Source organism: Roseateles sp., assembly GCF_046300915.1.
In the GTDB taxonomy this organism is placed as follows: Bacteria; Pseudomonadota; Gammaproteobacteria; order Burkholderiales; family Burkholderiaceae_C; genus Kinneretia.
Map to the genome: position 1 here is coordinate 1 of NZ_JBKCLH010000001.1, position 17,096 is coordinate 17,096.

18 protein-coding genes and 1 pseudogene are annotated in these 17,096 nt (G+C 66.1%); 13 read left to right on the plus strand and 6 right to left on the minus strand.

Features of this window, described 5'->3' with window-relative positions; all coding sequences use genetic code 11:
- The 4 genes from ACK5F2_RS00005 to flhD all read right to left on the minus strand — a co-directional run.
- A partial coding sequence (locus ACK5F2_RS00005; protein WP_409861906.1) for a flagellar transcriptional regulator FlhD occupies positions 1-123 on the minus strand: 123 nt, incomplete at its 3' end.
- Between the two features lie 257 nt (positions 124-380).
- Complete coding sequence (locus ACK5F2_RS00010) at positions 381-1,412, minus strand: glycosyltransferase (RefSeq protein ID WP_409861892.1); 1,032 nt, start codon at positions 1,410-1,412, stop codon at positions 381-383.
- Positions 1,413-1,424: 12 nt separating this feature from the next.
- Positions 1,425-1,961 carry a flagellar transcriptional regulator FlhC gene (flhC, locus tag ACK5F2_RS00015; RefSeq protein ID WP_290298178.1) on the minus strand — a complete coding sequence of 179 codons (537 nt, stop codon included), beginning with the start codon at positions 1,959-1,961 and terminating at the stop codon, positions 1,425-1,427.
- 141 nt (positions 1,962-2,102) lie between these two features.
- Positions 2,103-2,426 (minus strand): flagellar transcriptional regulator FlhD, encoded by a 324-nt coding sequence (flhD, locus tag ACK5F2_RS00020; RefSeq protein ID WP_133605310.1) that lies wholly within the window; start codon positions 2,424-2,426, stop codon positions 2,103-2,105.
- Positions 2,427-2,663: 237 nt separating this feature from the next.
- Between flhD and ACK5F2_RS00025 the strand changes: the two genes are divergently transcribed.
- The 3 genes from ACK5F2_RS00025 to ACK5F2_RS00035 are packed head-to-tail and all read left to right on the plus strand — an operon-like array spanning position 2,664 to position 5,932.
- Entirely contained in the window at positions 2,664-3,305 is a 642-nt protein-coding gene (locus ACK5F2_RS00025) for a glycosyltransferase family 32 protein (protein ID WP_246030892.1), read from the plus strand.
- Complete coding sequence (locus ACK5F2_RS00030; protein WP_409861893.1) at positions 3,302-3,946, plus strand: class I SAM-dependent methyltransferase; 645 nt, start codon at positions 3,302-3,304, stop codon at positions 3,944-3,946. Before ACK5F2_RS00025 ends, ACK5F2_RS00030 begins: the two co-directional genes overlap by 4 nt.
- Positions 3,947-4,006: 60 nt before the next feature.
- The gene (locus ACK5F2_RS00035; protein ID WP_409861894.1) at positions 4,007-5,932 is read left to right on the plus strand and encodes a hypothetical protein; all 1,926 of its coding nucleotides are present in this window, start codon (positions 4,007-4,009) and stop codon (positions 5,930-5,932) included.
- Positions 5,933-6,057: 125 nt separating this feature from the next.
- Here ACK5F2_RS00035 and ACK5F2_RS00040 read toward each other — a convergent pair whose 3' ends face one another.
- The gene (locus tag ACK5F2_RS00040) at positions 6,058-6,537 is read right to left on the minus strand and encodes a hypothetical protein (protein WP_409861895.1); all 480 of its coding nucleotides are present in this window, start codon (positions 6,535-6,537) and stop codon (positions 6,058-6,060) included.
- 589 nt (positions 6,538-7,126) lie between these two features.
- Here ACK5F2_RS00040 and ACK5F2_RS00045 point away from each other — a divergent pair.
- The 7 genes from ACK5F2_RS00045 (at position 7,127) to ACK5F2_RS00075 (ending at position 13,641) form a co-directional block, all read left to right on the plus strand.
- Complete coding sequence (locus tag ACK5F2_RS00045) at positions 7,127-7,987, plus strand: flagellin (RefSeq protein ID WP_409861896.1); 861 nt, start codon at positions 7,127-7,129, stop codon at positions 7,985-7,987.
- A 321-nt stretch (positions 7,988-8,308) separates the two neighbouring features.
- Positions 8,309-9,169: a flagellin gene (locus ACK5F2_RS00050; RefSeq protein ID WP_409861898.1), complete on the plus strand. Its 861-nt coding sequence runs from the start codon at positions 8,309-8,311 to the stop codon at positions 9,167-9,169.
- A 259-nt stretch (positions 9,170-9,428) separates the two neighbouring features.
- Positions 9,429-10,286, plus strand: a complete 858-nt coding sequence (locus ACK5F2_RS00055; protein WP_409861899.1) for a flagellin — start codon at positions 9,429-9,431, stop codon at positions 10,284-10,286.
- Positions 10,287-10,419: 133 nt separating this feature from the next.
- Positions 10,420-11,871, plus strand: coding sequence for a flagellar filament capping protein FliD (gene fliD / locus ACK5F2_RS00060; protein WP_409861900.1), 1,452 nt, complete (start codon positions 10,420-10,422; stop codon positions 11,869-11,871).
- 219 nt (positions 11,872-12,090) lie between these two features.
- Positions 12,091-12,537: a flagellar export chaperone FliS gene (gene fliS / locus ACK5F2_RS00065; RefSeq protein ID WP_133605303.1), complete on the plus strand. Its 447-nt coding sequence runs from the start codon at positions 12,091-12,093 to the stop codon at positions 12,535-12,537.
- Between the two features lie 46 nt (positions 12,538-12,583).
- The gene (locus ACK5F2_RS00070; RefSeq protein ID WP_409861901.1) at positions 12,584-12,883 is read left to right on the plus strand and encodes a flagellar protein FliT; all 300 of its coding nucleotides are present in this window, start codon (positions 12,584-12,586) and stop codon (positions 12,881-12,883) included.
- A gap of 38 nt (positions 12,884-12,921) precedes the next feature.
- Positions 12,922-13,641, plus strand: coding sequence for a flagellar brake protein (locus tag ACK5F2_RS00075; protein ID WP_409861902.1), 720 nt, complete (start codon positions 12,922-12,924; stop codon positions 13,639-13,641).
- Between the two features lie 18 nt (positions 13,642-13,659).
- On the opposite strand, the gene fliE is transcribed toward ACK5F2_RS00075, so the two are convergent.
- Positions 13,660-13,980, minus strand: a complete 321-nt coding sequence (fliE, locus tag ACK5F2_RS00080) for a flagellar hook-basal body complex protein FliE (protein ID WP_409861904.1) — start codon at positions 13,978-13,980, stop codon at positions 13,660-13,662.
- A gap of 175 nt (positions 13,981-14,155) precedes the next feature.
- Between fliE and fliF the strand changes: the two genes are divergently transcribed.
- The 3 genes and pseudogenes from fliF to ACK5F2_RS00095 form a co-directional block, all read left to right on the plus strand.
- Positions 14,156-15,859, plus strand: coding sequence for a flagellar basal-body MS-ring/collar protein FliF (fliF, locus tag ACK5F2_RS00085; protein ID WP_409861905.1), 1,704 nt, complete (start codon positions 14,156-14,158; stop codon positions 15,857-15,859).
- 20 nt (positions 15,860-15,879) lie between these two features.
- Complete coding sequence (gene fliG, locus ACK5F2_RS00090; RefSeq protein WP_133605298.1) at positions 15,880-16,875, plus strand: flagellar motor switch protein FliG; 996 nt, start codon at positions 15,880-15,882, stop codon at positions 16,873-16,875.
- Positions 16,876-16,887: 12 nt separating this feature from the next.
- Positions 16,888-17,096 (plus strand): annotated as a pseudogene (locus ACK5F2_RS00095) (hypothetical protein); the annotation flags it as partial.

Sequence of the window (17,096 nt, forward strand, 5' to 3'; positions counted from 1 at the left end):
GTCCTCCGAGATGCCCAGGCGATACAGCGCCTGCTCACGGTCCCCTCGGATCAGGCTCTGCGCCAGCATCAGGTACGACAGGTTCGCTTCGCGAATCTCGGCAAGGATCTGGTCTGCGTTCATCTCGGCTCTCCTGCAAAGGGTTGCTGCACATTGCGTTTCAGCGTGATACGGATTGTGAAGAGCCGAACAAGACCCAAACATCAGCCCAAATCCGTGCGTGCCGTCTCCCGCACTGACCCGACTTGTCAGGTTTTTTCCTACACGCCTGCTGCAGAAGGTGGTCCTCAAACCGGGAAAAGCGTGTCAGATCTCACGCTTATTCGGGGCTCCCCGGCCCAACGGGAAAACAACAGGGGATGACAGGACGATGGCCCGCCTCAGCTGGCGGGATAGGCACGGCGCAGCGCCTGGGCCTGGTCCGGACGGCCAGTGGCATCCATCAGCAAGGCCAGGTTGTGGGCGGCCAGATGGCTGCCCCGGCCCGCCACCGCTCCGGGCAGGTCCGGGCGCTCACCCAGACTCAGGCAGCGCTGCCAGGCATCCTCGATCATGGGCACGAGCGCCTCGGCATGAGCGGGCGAGTCCGCGGCAAAGTCGAGCAGCAGATCCCCAAGGGCAAAGAAGAAGTCCGGAGATTCGCCGCAACGCTGCAGCTCGGGTTCGGCCAGGGCCAGCCCCTCGGCGTGGCGCTTCAGGCATTTGAGCGCGAAGAGGCGGCGCGGCACCAGATCCAGCCACCAGCCGCCCTCGGGGTGGGGCAGCGCGGCAGCGCGCTCAAAGGCTTGCTCGGCGGCCGCATAGTCCTCATAGACATAGGCGTCCTTGCCAAGCTGGTACCAGAGATAGGCATCCTCGGGATGCTGGGCCAGGTCCTGCTGCAGCAGCCGGAGATTGCGCCCCTGCTTGGCCTTCAGACGCTCGGGCAAGTAGCCATCGTGTCCGATCTGCACCTCCAGAGCGCGCACGGGCAGACGGTGTTGGGGCTGCTCGTGGATGCGTCCGGCGTAGCGCACATGGCCTGGCAGCAGGCGGCTGAGCCGTCCGCGGGAGCTGCCACCCTCGAAGTGGTCATCCAGCGCCAGGCTGCCCACAAAATCGGGCGACTGCGCCCGCAGCGCCACCAGCACCTCCCCGCCCGAGACCAGCCACTCGTCGGCATCCAGTACCAGATGCCAGTCGGCGGCGGCCAGGTCCAGGGCGCGGTTGCGGGCCGCGGAGAAGTCCTCACACCACTCAAAGTGAGCCACACGGGCGCCACAGGCCGCGGCCAGGGCCGGCGTGGCGTCGCCAGACCCGGTGTCCAGCACCAGCATGTCGTCCACCCAGGGAGCAACACTGCGCAGCAGGCGCTCGATATGCGCCGCCTCGTCGCGTGCAATCACCACCAGGGCCAGGCGGGCCATGGACATCCGGGGCCCGGCTCAATGCATCTGGATGGCGCCAGCGGCGCGGCCCTTGCCAGCGCGGGCCGGCGGATTGCACAGGCCGCAGACATAGTGGCGCGCGATCTCGTGCGGATGCGTCACGAAGTGCCCCCCGCACTTGCTGCACTTGGTCATCGTCAGCATGCCGTTGTCGATGAACTTCACCAGACGCCAGGCCCGCGTCACGCTCAGGAGCTGCTCCAGCCCCTGCGCCTGCGTCTGCTCCTGGTACAGCTGGTAGGCCTTGATCACCGTGTCGATCTCTTCCAGCTCCGCCACCTTGTTCAGGTACTCGTGGATGTTCAGGAACAGGCTCGCATGGATGTTCGGCTGCCAGGTCATGAACCAGTCCGTCGAGAACGGCAGCTGTCCCTTGCTCGGGCTCTTGCCCGACACTTCCTTGTACAGGCGCAGCAAGCGCTCGTAGCTCAGGTCTGTCTCCGACTCCAGCACCTGCAGTCGGGCCCCCAGGTTGATCAGCGTCACCGCACGTTCGATCTGGCGCGCTTCGGTCAGGATGCTCTTTTGACGCATGATGGGCTTTCTGTGAATCGGGTCTTGATCTTTGCGGGGCCAGCGCCGGGCCGCTCCCAAGCGGCCCGGCCGTCGCGAGTCGCAGACTCGCACCCCCTCGGGGGGTGGTCACCCGTACCCGCGTGACCGGGGGTCAACAGTTCAAGCAGCTTCGGCGTGCCGGCCAGCCATCAGGATGCTGGCGTGCAGGCGGGAGACCTGGTCGTTGGCCGCGGTCTTGCCGTGGCTGGTCAGCAGGCCCCACACCAGGTCGTCGTCCATGCGGAAGCGGCACAGCAGGGTGTTGCCCGAGGCAATCTTCATCATCTGCGCCGGGCTCAGCGTGCCAATCAGCGTGGCCGTGTCCTCCGAGATGCCCAGGCGATACAGCGCCTGCTCACGGTCCCCTCGGATCAGGCTCTGCGCCAGCATCAGGTACGACAGGTTCGCTTCGCGAATCTCGGCAAGGATCTGGTCTGCGTTCATCTCGGCTCTCCTGTGGCGTTGCGTTGGCTTGCTGCGCATTGTGAAGATCGGAACAAGACCCAAACATCAGCCCATTTCTCTGTCTTCTGTCTCCCTGCCGGGCGGGGCTCTGTAGGAACTTGCCCTACAAGACCCGGGCAAGTGCGGCACAGACAGGCCAGGAATCCCAGCCTTATCCAGCCATGAGGGGAGAGGCTCCGTCCCTATAGTTCGCCCAGGCCATACAAGGATCGCCGCATGATTCCACGCATCCTGCACATCATCTGGGTCGGAGACGAATCCAAGCGCCCCGACAACTGCATCGCCACCTGGTGCGAGCACAACCCCGACTGGGAGGTGCGGGTCTGGGGCAATCAGGATCTGGCCGAGTTCGGCTGGATCAATGCCCGCCATATGCGTGCGATGGCCGGCCGAGAGCTCAATGGCGTGGCCGATCTGATGCGCTGGGAGATCCTCTACCAGCAGGGCGGCTTTGTGGTGGACGCCGACAGCATCTGCCGCCGCCCTCTGGCCCCTTGGCTCTTCGAGGGCGAGGCCTTTGCCTGCTGGGAGAACGAGCTGGCGCGCCCGGGTCTGATCGCTGCGGGCTATGTGGCCTCGGTGCCCGAGAACCCCTTCTTCGGCCAGCTGATCCTCGACTTGCAGAACACCGAGACGGTGGTGGATCGCATGGCCTGGCAGAGCGTGGGTCCGCAGTTCCTCACCGAGGCGCACCGCCGCCACAACTACACGGGCTTGACGATCTGGCCCAGCCACTTCTTCATTCCGCGCCACTTCACCGGCTTGGAGTACAGCGGCCAGGGCATGGTGTTCGCGGACCAGGAATGGGCCAGCACCCGCCGCACCTATGACCAGCTCTACAAGCGGAAGGTCGCATGAGCACAGAGAACAGCTTCGACGAGATCTGCTCACCGCTGGAGCGCGCCCACCCGCCCTTCTTCGTGCAAAAGCAGTATGTGGGCGACGACCTCAAGGGTCGCTCCCGGGTGGATGTCTTCCGCCAGATCTGCGAGGGCAAGCGCGTGCTCCATGTGGGCTGCGTGGACTGGCCCATCACCGATCTGCAGCGCTCCCTGCATCTGCAGCTGGACGGCTGCTGCACGCTGGACGGCTTTGACATCCACCCCGAGGCCTTCGAGATCATGCAGCCCCATGTGCGCGGCCGCCTGTTCTCGGACTGGAGCCAGGTGCAGGGCCCTTACGACCTGGTGCTGGTACCCGAGGTGCTGGAACACGTGCCCGATGTGCAAGGCTTCCTGCGCCAGCTCGATGCGGTGGGTGCGAGCCAGTACGTGATCACCGTGCCCGACGCCTACAGCTGCTTCGCAGGCCACTTCGACTACTCCAAGGGCGTGCAAACCTTTGTGGAGGTGGTCCACCCCGACCACAACTGCTGGTACACGCCCTACACCCTGGCCAATGTGCTGCGCAAGTACACGCCCTGGTCCCTGCAGGGCATGTGGTTCTTCAACCGCATCTCCCTGCTGGCCGTGGCCACGCGCGCCACGAGCTCAGTCTGATCCCACCCGCGGTCGACCGGCTTCACCGGCTCGGCCGCCCCGCAAGAACACCCCAAGCCCATGGCCAACAAGCCCCACCCTGCCCTCGCCCAGCCCCAGCTGCTGCAAAAGGTGCAGACCCTGCTCAATGAGCGCCGCTGGACTCAGGCGGCCGAGTTGCTGCAGCAGGCCCTGGGGCAACGCCCCCGCGATGCGGGCCTGTGGCTGACCCTGGCACGCACACTGCGCCAGGCCGGTGACTTCAGCACCTGCCTGCGGGCGGCGCAGCAGGCCCAGGATCTGGCGGCGGGCGTGTCGGAGGAGCTTCGCATCCAGGCCGCCGAGCTCGCCGCCCAGGCGGCCACGGTACTGGACGACTTCGGCAGCGTGCTGCGCCATGCCCAGCAGGTCCCGGAAGGTGCACGCAGCCTGGATCTGCTCAAGCAGCTGGGCGCCGCCTGCAACCGCCTCGGCGACCCCCAGGCTGCCGTGGCGCCGCTGATGCAGGCACTGACGCTCAAGATCGATGATCGCGACGCCTATATGGAGCTGGGCTTTGCCTTCCACTCCCTCAAGATGCACGAGGAGGCGGCCGAGTGCTTCCGGACCCTGTCCGTGCTCTACCCCGAACACCTGGGGGCTCAGGCCTATCTGATCCAGCTGGAGCAGCATGCCGCCCGCTGGGAGGGCTGGGAGCAGCGCCTGCAGACCATGCTGGACACCCAGCATCGCGCCTGGGAGCGAGGCGAAAGCGCCTTCAGCGTGCCCTTCACCCTGGTGGGGCAGCCCCATCACCCCAAGCAGATGTTGGAAGCCGCCCAGCTGACGGCCCGCCATGTCTGCCGCGCCATCAAGCCCTTGCCACCAGCGCCGGCGCGCAAGCCGGGCGCCAGGCTGCACATCGCCTATCTGTCCAATGACTTCCAGGCCCATGCCACGGCCACCCTGCTGACCGAGGTGCTGGAACACCATGATCGCAGCCGTTTCGAGATCAGCCTACTCTCGCACAGCCCGGCCGATGGCTCAGCCCTGCGCGGGCGCCTGATGCAGGCCTGCGATCGCTTTGAAGAGATCGGCCACCTGGATCTGCCCGGTACCGCGCAGCGCGTGCGCGAACTGGGCGTGGACATCCTGATTGACCTCAAGGGCCACACGGCCGGCAGCCGCCTGGCCGCCCTGGCCTACCGCGCTGCCCCCCTGCAGGTCAGCTGGCTGGGATTCCCGGGCACCACCGGCATGCCGGAGGTGGACTACTTGATCGGGGACCCCATCGTCACGCCGCTGGACCAGGCCCCCTTCTATAGCGAGTGCATCGCCCAGATGCCGCATTGCTATCAACCCAATGACCGGAAGCGGGAGCGCCCCGTGCCGCCCGCCCGCAGCGAACTGGGGCTGCCCGAGCAGGCCCTCGTGCTCCTGAGCGCCAACCAGATCTACAAGCTCAATGCGCCGCTGTTTGACGCCTGGTCGGAGATCCTGAAGGCACTGCCCGAGGCGGTGATCTGGCAGCTGAGCGGCGCCGAGCAGGCACACGAGCGCCTGCATGCCGAGATGGCGGCCCGTGGCGTGGCCCCGGATCGACTGATCTTCATGCCCAAGCTGCCCCTGGGCCCGCATCTGCGACGCCTGGCGGCAGCCGATCTGGCACTGGACAGCTGGCCCTGCAACGGCCACACCACCAGCAGCGACGCCCTCTGGGCCGCCGTGCCCGTGGTCACCCTGCAGGGAGAGCCCTTTGCCGGGCGGGTATGCGCCAGCCTGCTGCACAGCGTGGGCATGCCAGAGCTGATCTGCCAGGATGCGCGAACCTATGTCCAGCGAGTCTGCGAACTGGGGCGCGATTCCGCACGGCGTGCAGCGCTGCGGGAGCGCCTGGTGAAAGCGCGTGATGAGTCGCCGCTGTTCGACGCAGCGCGCTTTGCCCATGATCTTGAGCAGCTCTTGCTGCGCATGTGGCAGCGCCATGTGGACGGCTTGCCGCCGGCCAACCTGCCCGCACAAAACTGAGCCGGCGCCTTCTTGCGGGAATGGCCGAGAGCATTCCCCAGCGCTGAACAGAGTCGGCCCGGCGTGCCAGCCAAGCCGGGCACTGACCGAGGCGGGCACGCGTGGACCCGGCCTCGGGGCGAAGTTCAGGGCTGCGCCGGAACTTCCAAAGCCTGCAGGCGAGCCAGCTCGGTACGCGCCACCAGTTCCAGGCCGGGCGCTTCCTCGCGCAGGCTGCTCAGGGCGGCACCCTCGCGCAGCAGCTGGCTCAGCGTAGCCAGCGCAGCCTGACGCTCACCCAGGCCCGACTGCGCGAAGCCCAGGGCATACAGACTGGCGCCATGGGCGGGGCGCTGCGCCAGCGCCTGCTCGGCATAGGCCCGCGCCTGACTGAGCTCACCGGTGGCCAGCAGCAGCGCCGCCATATCGCTGAGCAGCTCATAGCTCAGCGGCTCCAACTCCAGCGCGTGCTGCAGCAGGCCAAGACCCAGGCCGACACGCCCGCACTGCACCTCGGCAAATGCGGCGTTACGGGCCTGAGCCAGCAGCAGGCTGGCCTCGGCAGCGGTTTCAACCGTCACCGCCGCGCTGGCGCCGGGGGTGGACAAGGGAAGTCGTGCATTCATGGGGTTCTCCATGGCTTCTGATCTCGGACTCGCGATCCAGAACACCATGAGCCATGGGCGCCATGTATCGGCCGCGATGCAGGGGACTTTAGGGATGCGCCCTGCGCGCGGTCTCCGGAATAGCAAGCCCAAGACCTCGCACCTCAAAGGATATGCATCGCCGGGCCGGCCGAAATCCCAAGCAGGGCCGGCACCGGCAAGCACCGGACGAGCGCCCTGTTTCAGCCACACAAGACAAGGATCAACCCGCAGCGCAGACGACCTACACAGCCCCGGCACTGCCGGAATCGACAAACAAGACGGTTCCGCCAGCGCTTATCCATCGATCAGCCTCTTGACAAACAGCGCTCAAGTTTCCACTTGCGCTGTCCGATAGCCATTCCAACGGGTCTGGAAACAGACGCGTGGTCCGGTGAGGAGGCCACAGATTGATGCCCCGCAAGGGGATTCAGGCTGCATGGTTGACTGCCGCCGGGCGAGCTCGGGCCGAGGCAACTCGGCACGCCTCGGGGCGGTGCGCGCCAGCGCATCACCCAAGCACGTCGGCACTTAGCCGGGATTTCTTGTAGCTGAAATAGGAGAGCGCATCATGCCCGCCATCATCAACACCAACATCAATTCGCTGAACGCCCAGCGAAACACCAACTCGGCGCAGCTGTCCCTGTCCACTTCCATGCAGCGCCTGTCCTCCGGCCTGCGTGTGAACTCGGCCAAGGACGATTCCGCAGGCCTGGCCATTGCCGAGCGCATGCAGGCCCAGGTCCGCGGCATGAACGTCGCCATGCGCAATGCCAACGACGGCATCTCGCTGGCCCAGACCGCTGAAGGCGCGCTGGGCAAGGTGAGCGACTCGCTGCAGCGCATGCGTGAGCTGGCCGTGCAGGCCCGCAACGCCACCAACACCACCGACGACAAGACCTCGCTGGACAAGGAGTTCGGCGAACTGGCCAAGGAAATCCAGCGCGTGCTGGGCGGTACCACTTTCAATGGCCGCGCCATCCTGGCCACATCAGCCGCCGGCACTCAGACCTTCCAGGTCGGCGCCAACACCACCACCAGCGATGTGGTCGACGTGGTCACGACCGACATGACCGCCAACACCGACATCAAGAACGTGGCTGGCGACGACATCAACGGCACAAACCGCAAGAGCCTGATCGAGACGGCCGCCAATATCAAGACCGTCATTGACAACATCGACACTGCCATCAACACCGTCAACGGTGAGCGCGCAACGCTGGGTGCTTCGCAGAACCGCTTCGACGCGGTGATCGCCAATCTGCAGGTCTCGGTGGAGAACCAGAGCGCCGCACGCAGCCGCATCATGGATGCCGACTACGCGTCCGAGACCGCCAACTTGGCTCGAGCGCAGATCCTGCAGCAAGCCGGCAACGCGATGATCGCCCAGGCCAACCAGATGCCGCAGCAAGTGCTGTCGCTTCTTCGATGACCCTGGGCCAGCCGAGCTGGCCCTGATGAACCCAAGCGTAACGGCGGAAGCAACAGGTCCGCCAGCTCAAGCACCCTAAGCGCCGCCCACTTCGGGCGGCGCATTCAGGTCACAGGAGCAAGGAAAGTCTCAAGTCAATCCTGGTGTCGTCGATAACCCATCCAACGGGTCCGAGAAATCGAAGGACTGCGTGGTCCGGTGAACCGGCGCTGCGTGACACGGGGTCATGCGGCAAGGAAGTCGGACGGTTATCGAACCGAAAGATCCGGACAAAGCGGCGTATGCCGTGCGTTCTCTGATAGACACCGAAAGGATTGAACCATGCCCGCCATCATCAATACCAACATCGCCTCCCTGAACGCCCAGCGCAACACCTCGGCCACCCAGCTGTCCATGAGCACGTCCATGCAGCGCCTGTCCTCGGGTCTGCGCGTCAACTCGTCCAAGGACGACGCGGCCGGTCTGGCGATTGCCGAACGCATGCAAGCCCAGGTGCGCGGCATGAACGTGGCCATCCGCAACGCCAACGACGGCATTTCGCTGGCTCAGACGGCCGAAGGCGCGATGGCCAAGGTCGGCGACGCCCTGCAGCGCATGCGTGAGCTGGCCGTGCAGGCTCGCAACGCGACCAACACCACCGAGGACAAGACCTCGCTGGACAAGGAATTCGGCGAGCTGGCCAAGGAAATCCAGCGCGTGCTGGGCGGCACCACCTTCAACGGCAAGGCCATCCTGGCGGCGAGCGATGCAGGCACCCAGACCTTCCAGGTGGGCGCCAACACCACCGCCAACGATGTGGTGGATGTGGTCACCACCGACATGACGGCCAACACCGACATCAAGGCCGTGGCCGGCGATGACAACCAGGGCGCCAATCGGGCCAGCATCATCGGCGACGCCGCCGCGCTGAAGACCGTGGTCGACAATATCGACAAGGCCATCAACCTGGTCAGCGGCGAGCGCGCCACCCTGGGTGCCGCCCAGAACCGCTTCGAGGCCGTGATCTCCAATCTGCAGGTCTCGGTGGAGAACCAGAGCGCCGCACGCAGCCGCATCATGGATGCCGACTTCGCCAGTGAAACGGCCAACCTCAGCCGAGCGCAGATCCTGCAGCAAGCGGGCACGGCCATGGTGTCCCAAGCCAACCAGGCGCCGCAGCAGGTTCTGCGTCTGCTCCAGTAAGGCGACCACCACCCACAAGGGCAGCGACATCGGCAGACGCCGGCGTCGCTGCCTTTTCTTTTGGCCGTTGTTTAGGGCCTTAATCGGGCTTTAGAAACGGCGAGGCACTCGCAGAATTCGCTCCATCGGGCTTGCGAAAGCTGGTCCAACCCCGGACCCAGGTCCGGCTCGGTAGGCAAGACCTGTCACCGAGCCTCGGCCTGAGACTCACGCTGATATTGGGATCAGGCCGGGGGAACGCAACTGCAGGAGTGCTGAAATGCCCCAGACCATCAATACAAACATTGCCTCGCTGAACGCGCAGCGCAATCTGAATTCTTCGCAGTCCTCGCTGGCAACGTCGATGCAGCGGCTCTCCTCGGGTCTGCGCGTCAACTCCGCCAAGGACGATGCGGCGGGTCTGGCCATTGCCGAACGCATGAACTCCCAGGTTCGCGGCATGAACGTCGCCATCCGAAATGCCAATGACGGCATTTCGCTGGCCCAGACGGCGGAAGGCGCGCTCGGCAAGATGGCCGACACGCTGCAACGCATGCGTGAACTCGCGGTTCAGGCGCGCAACGCCACCAACACCAGCGCCGACCGGGTCTCCCTGGGTCAGGAATTCCGGGAGCTGGCCAACGAAATCAACCGCGTGATCGGCGGTACCACCTTCAACGGCAAGACCATCCTGGCCGGGGCGGACTCGGGCACCCAGACCTTCCAGGTGGGCCCGAACACCACGCCCAACGACACCATCGATGTGTTCACGTCCGACCTGACCGTGGACACGACCATCATCGCGGTCACCGATCCGGCCCAGTCGACCATCAACGACACATCGGATGCGACCACGCTGAAGACCGTGATCGACAATATCGACTCGGCCATCAACACCGTCAGTTCTCAGCGCGCCGTGCTGGGCGCCTCGCAGAATCGCTTCGAGGCCGTGATCGCCAATCTGCAGATTTCGGTGGAAAACCAGAGTGCCGCACGCAGCCGCATCATGGACGCCGATTACGCGGCCGAAACCTCCAGCCTAAGCCGCGCCCAGATCCTGCAGCAGGCCGGCAACGCCATGGTGGCGCAGGCCAACCAGCTGCCGCAGCAGGTCCTGTCTCTGCTGCGCGGCGGCTGACGGCGGCCGGCTCATCGCCACACCCTGCACATCCGGCCGGCCCGCAGCACCCTGCGCGCCGGCCTTCAGTTCTTGATCAATCGGCCGATAGAGCCGTCATCCGCTTCCGCCTCCGGGAGCATGGAGTCGTGTCATGCCCACCATCACCTCCGCCGGCATCGGCAGCAATCTTGATGTGGAGTCCATCATCAAGGCGATGGTCAACGTCGAGCGCGTGCCCATCAGCCAGTTGCAGACGCGCACCGACGGGCTCAAGACCCAGCTTTCGGCCTACGGCAAAGTGCAGAGTGCACTCTCGGCGCTGCGCGATGCCGCCGCCAAGCTGAACAATCCCGATAGCTGGGGGGCCAATGTCGCCAGCTCCAGCGATGCCACGGCGGTGCAGGTGAGCGCGGGCGGCAACAATGTCGCCGGCACCACCATCGTGACGGTGAGTCGTCTGGCCAGCGCCCAGTCGATTGCCAGCAAGCCCCTGCCCGCCGCCCCCGCAAGCGTGGGCACGGGCAGCCTCACCATCGAGCTCGGCAAGTGGAACGCAGACCAGAGCGCCTTCACCGCCAAGAGCGGCGTCAGCGCCATCACGATTGACATCGCCCCGGGCGAGGACCAGATCACCCAGATCCGCGACAAGATCAATGCCGCCAAGGCTGGGGTGGTGGCCTCCATCGTCACCGATGCCTCGGGCCCGCGCCTGGTGATGCGCTCGGCCGAAACCGGCGAGAGCAATGGCTTCCGGGTCACGGTGGCCGATGCCGATGGCAACCCGGGCGATGATCAGGGTCTGTCGGCCCTCGCCTTCGACCCCAGCGCCGGCCTCAACTCGGCCACCCAGAACCAGGCGGCCGCCAATGCCCTGGCCACGCTCAACGGCCAGCCCGTCAGCACCGAGAGCAATGTGCTCAAGGACAGCATCGACGGTCTGACCATCACCCTGCTCAAGACCACGGTCAACCCCACGTCCAGCGGCGAGGTCACCCTCAACCTGGCCCAGGACCGCGAGGGCATCAAGAAGTCGATCAACGACTTCGTCACCGCCTACAACAGTCTGGCCACCATGGTGCGCGACCAGACCAAATACGATGCGGCCACCAAGACCCGCGGCACCCTGCAGGGCGATTCCGCCGTGGTCGGCGTCCAGGGTCAGTTGCGCGGCCTGATGGCGGGCGCCACCTCTCTGGCAGGCGCCTTCGGCCGCCTGGCCGACATCGGCCTGGACCCGGCGGCCGATGGCTCGCTCAAGATCAATGCCAGCAAGCTGGACAAGGGCCTGGCCAAGCTGGACGATCTGAAGAGCTTCTTCATGGGTCTGGATGTCGGCAACCCGGACAACGATGGCTTTGCGCAGCGGGTGCGACGTTTTGCCGATGGGGCCTTGGGCAGCGAGGGTCGCATCAGCAGCCGCCAGAAAGGGCTGCAGGATCTCATCAGCGCCAACGGCAAGCGCACCGAGCAGTTGGAGAACCGCGTGGAACTGGTCGAGAAGCGCCTGCGCGCGCAGTACACGGCGCTGGACAAGAACATGGGCCAGCTCAACGGCCTCTCGGCCTATGTCAGCCAGCAGATGGCCATGCTGAACCGCCGCTAAGACGCAGCGCCACGGTGCCAAGCTGCACCGCCCACCACATCGCCCGCCTGAAGACTCGCGACAACGCCCGGTTCCAGCCGGGCGTTTTTCATGGCGGGCCGCCGCCCAAGCGCGGCGCGGGCATCGCACAGAATGTTGCACGCTGGCCGGGAGCCGGCTCAAGTTTCCCCGAGGGCGGCCGAAGTCACTAACAACAAGGCCCCAACGGAACGAGACACTATGTACGGCAACGCCTCCCCCTTTGCAGCGCGCACCCACCGCGGCAGCGCCATGTACAGCAAGGTGGGTCTTGAGACCGATGTGCTGAATGCCAGCCCGCACCGTCTCGTGGCCATGCTCTTCGACGGGCTGAACGATGCGATGAGCCAGGCCCGCGGCGCCATCGCCGCCGGCAATGTCGAACTCAAGAGCCGGTCACTGACGCGAGCGGTGCGCATTCTGGACGAAGGCCTCAAGGCCGCACTGAACATGGAAAGCGGCCAGCTCTCCACCGACTTGCGTGATCTCTACGCCTATATGTGCCTGCGCCTGACCCATGCCAATCTGCACGGCGACAGCGCCGCCATCGAGGAATGCCAGCAGCTGCTGGCCCCGGTGCGGGAGGCCTGGGCCAGCATAGGCGCCGAGATGGACCGCAGCCGTCACGCCCCTGCAAGAGCCGCCTGAGAAGCGGCCATCCCCACTCACACCGATTCATCTGCGGACCACGCCCATGAACACCCAACTTCTGAGTTACTACGAAGCCATCGAGCAGGCCAGCGCCGACATGCTCAACGCCGCCCGCTCCGGCAACTGGGATGAAGTGGTCAAGCTTGAAGGCGCCTGCGTGCTGCTCATCTCCCAGCTCACGCACGCGGCCTCCCGCGATCAGCTGGCGCCCGAGGAGGCCAAGCTCAAGACCCGTATCATGCAGCGCATCCTGCTCAACGACGCCGAGATCCGACACCTGGCCGAGCCCTGGCTCGAGGACCTGGACCGCGTGATGAGCGGCAAGAGCAAAATGGTTCACTGACCCCCGAGCGGCCCGGCATTCACCGGGCCCTTTGCCCTATGAATCAAGCCGCTGCCGCGCCCCACCCCGAAGACTTCCGCGTCGCCGCCGAGCCCGAGATCGAGGCCTGGCTGCGCCAGCTGCTGCAGCAACAGACCACGCTGCAGCTCAGCACACCGGGTGGCCAGAGCGTCGGCAGCCGCATCTGGAATATCGACCCCGAGCGCCACGCTCTGAGCCTGGAGGCCCAGGGCAGCGCCCAGATCCTGCAAGCGCTGATTGACAGCCCCGAGGTCGTGGCCGTGGCCTATCTGGACCAGATTCGGCTGGAGTTCGAGCTGGCCCCGCTGGTGCTGGTGAAAAGTCCGACCATGGACACCCTGCGCGCGCCCTGGCCGCAGCAGCTTTATCGCTTCCAGCGCCGCGAAGCCTTCCGGGTCGAGCCTCTAGGTTCGCCGCGCGCCCTGCTTCAGCATCCCGACCATCCCGATATGGCGCTGCAGCTGCGGGTGCTGGATCTCAGCGCCACCGGCCTGGCCCTGCTGCTGGCGCCGGGTCTGCCACGCCCACAGATCGGACAAGCCCTCAGCAGTGTTCAGGTGGAGCTGGAGCGGGACAGGCACTTCGTCTGCGATCTGCGCATACAGCATGTCTACGAGACCGACGCCGGCCTGCGCCTGGGCTGCGCCTTCGTGAGACTGCCCCAGGGGGCGGATCGTACCCTGCAGCTCTACATCGACCAGACGCAAAAGCGCCAGCGCCTGCTGCGCAAGTCCTGATCGGGAGGCGGGTGAACCTTACACCTGCATGTTCATGATCTCTGAGTAGGCAGAGACCAGACGGTTGCGCACCTGCAGGGTGGCCTGGAAGCCGATCTGCGCCTTTTGCATCGCGATCATGGTGTCCTCCAGGCTGACATTGGGGTTGTCCAGCTGAACCTCGCGCTGCAGCCGGCTGGCCTCCGTCTGCGCTTGGCTGACGCTCTTCATGGCCTGGGCCATGGCATCGCCGAAGCTCGCTCCACCCTTGACCGCCGGCGTCAGCGGCTGCCCGTTCACGGCCAGGCCGGCACGTGCGGCGGCCTGCGCGAAATCGAAGGGTTTGAGCTTGAGGTCCATGACGGGTTCTGCCTTGGACTGAATCCTAAGCACAGATGCCCGCGCCAATGGGGGGAACTGCGCTCGGTTCATCGGCCTGTTCCCGGCTTTCTTGAGGGGGGCTTTCCGAATAATGAGGGCCAACGGGCAAGCCCTGCGCTCTCCCGTGTGAAACCGCACACAAAACACCGGCCCCATGGACAACGCCCTCGCCACTCCCGCAGCCACCGCCCTGGTGGAACCGGTTCAAGCCGCCCAACCGGCCGGCTTCGCCGCGCGTCTGGCCGCCCTGCCCATGCGCAGCAAGCTGGGCCTGGGTCTGGGCCTGGCCACCTTGGCCGCAGCGGTGCTGGCCATCACCCTCTACTCCTCCCAGGGCGACTATCGCCCGGTCTTCACCGGCCTGTCCGACAAGGATGGCGGGGCCGTGATCGCCCAGCTGGCCCAGATGAACGTGCCCTACCGCCACGAGCCGGGCGGCACCATCCTGGTGCCCGCTGCCCAGGTCTATGACGTGCGCATGAAGCTGGCCTCGGCCGGTCTGCCCAAGGGCAGCACCGTGGGCTTCGAGCTGATGGACAAGACCTCCATCGGCCAGACCCAGTTCAATGAACGCCTGAACTTCCAGCGCGCCCTCGAAGGCGAGCTGACCCGCACCATCACCGCCATGGCCGATGTGCAGGACGCCCGCGTGCACCTGGCCATGCCCCAGCAGAACGGCTTCTTCCGCGAGCAGCAAAAGCCCAGCGCCTCGGTCATGCTGACCCTGCGCGGCGGTCGTACCCTGGACCGCGCCCAGGTCGCCGGCATCGTGCACCTGGTCTCGGCCTCGGTGCCCGAGCTCTCGCCCAAGGCCGTGTCGGTGCTGGACAGCACCGGCGCCCTGCTCTCCAACAACAACGAGAACCAGAACGGCCTGGACAGCCAGCAGCTGCAGTACAAGCAGCAGATCGAGGCCAATCTCCACAAGCGCATCTACGAGCTGCTGGAGCCCGTGGTCGGCCGCGACAATCTGCGCGCCACCGTGACCGCCGACCTGGACTTCTCCCAGGTCGAATCCACCGCCGAGGAGTACAAGCCCAACCAGGGTGCCAACGCCCAGGCCTCGGTGCGCAGCCAGCAGAGCCAGGAAGCGATCAACGCCAACCCGCAGCTGCCCACCGGCGTGCCCGGCGCCGCCACCAACCAGCCGCCCGTGCCGGCCACGGCGCCCATCAATGGCCAGGCTCAGGCCCTGCAGCCCGCGCAAGGCGGGGCCGGCGGCCAGCAGAGCACCCGCCGCGAGAACGTCACCAATTACGAGCTGGACAAGACCGTGCGCGTCACCCGCAACGCGGTGGGCTCGGTGCGGCGCCTGAACGCCGCCGTGGTGGTCAACCACCGCAGCGTCACCGATGCCAAGGGCAAGACCACGAGCCAGCCGGTCTCCGCCGAGGAGCTGAACAAGCTCAACGAGCTGGTGCGCGAGGCCCTGGGCTACAGCCAGGAGCGCGGCGACTCGATCAAGGTGGTGTCCGCACCCTTCGTGCTGGAGAAACCCAGCGAGGTGGAAGTGCCGCTGTGGAAGCAGCCCTGGCTGATCGATCTGCTGCGCTCCGCCGCCGTGCCCATGGCCCTGGTGCTGGTAGCCCTGATCGCGGTCTTCGGCCTGGTGCGCCCGGCCATCCGCGCCGCCCGTCCGCCCGAGCCGGAGGCCGCCGCCGCCGCGGCCGGCGCCGAAGCCGGCGCTCAGCTGGACGCCGTGGTGGACGACGCCCACGAGCTGCCCGGCGGCCTGCCCGCCCTGGAGGCTCCGGTCTCCAACGACAAGCTGGAGCGTGCCCGGCTGCTGGCCCGCGAGAACCCGGTGGCGGTGGCCAACATCATGCGCAGCTGGATCCACGGCGAAGAAACCGCCTGAGGCCCTAGGGAGCACAGACCATGGACGATCAAGGCGTAGAAGACGCGGCCATCCTGCTGATGTCGCTGGGCGAGGAGGAGGCCTCCGAGGTCTTCAAGCATCTGCAACCCAAGGAAGTTCAGCGCCTGGGCGAGACCATCGCCAAGCTCAAGGTGATCCCGCGCGACCGCGTGGAATCCGTACTCACCCGCTTCGACGCGGTGGCCGAGACCCAGAGCATGCTGGTCAACGACACCGACGAATACGTGCGCAATGTGCTGCGCAAGGCCCTGGGCGACGACAAGGCCAATCTGCTGCTGGACCGCATCCTGCAAGGTGGCGATGTCTCCAGCATCGAGAGCCTAAAGTGGATGGACGCCGCCTCGGTGGCCGAGCTGCTGCGCAACGAGCACCCCCAGATCATCGCCGCCATCCTGGCCCATCTGGATTTCGACCAGACCGCCTCCGTGCTCAAGGTCTTCACCGAGCGCCAGCGCAACGAGGTGCTGATCCGCATCGCGACGCTGGACGGCATCCAGCCCATGGCATTGAAGGACCTCAACGAGGTCATGAGCCAGGTGCTGGCCGGTGGCGAGCGCATGAAGAAGTCCAACCTCGGCGGCGTGAAGACCGCGGCCGAGATCATCAACATGATGGGCTCCTCGGTCGAGGCCTCGGTGCTGGACTACATCCGCGAGGCCGATACCGATCTGGCCCAGAAGATCATGGACAACATGTTCACCTTCGACGATCTGGAGAAGATCGACGACCGCGGCATCCAGGCCGTGCTCAAGGAGGTGCAGAGCGAGTCCCTGGTGGTGGCCCTCAAGGGCGCCAGCACCGAGCTGCGCGAGAAGGTGTTCCGCAATATGTCCAGCCGCGCGGCCGAAACCCTGCGCGAGGACCTGGACTCGCGCGGCCCGGTGCGCCTGTCCGAGGTGGAGTCCGAGCAGAAGGAAATGCTCAAGATCGTGCGCCGCCTGGTGGACGAGGGCACCATCGTGCTGGCCGGCGGCGGCGACGACCAGTTCGTCTGAGGCTGAGTCCCCATGCCCCCACGCCAGCCCCCACGTCAGGTTCCGCCGCCCGAGCGCCGCTCGGGGGAGGAGCGCCGTGGCGCCTACAGCCGCATCATTCCCCGCGAGGAACTCTCGGGATTCTCGGCCTGGATGCCCAGCACCCTGGAAGGCGGCCCCGAGGCGCGTCGTCCGCCCATCTTTGCCACGCCGCCCGCCGGCGCGGCAGCCGCGCCCGCCCC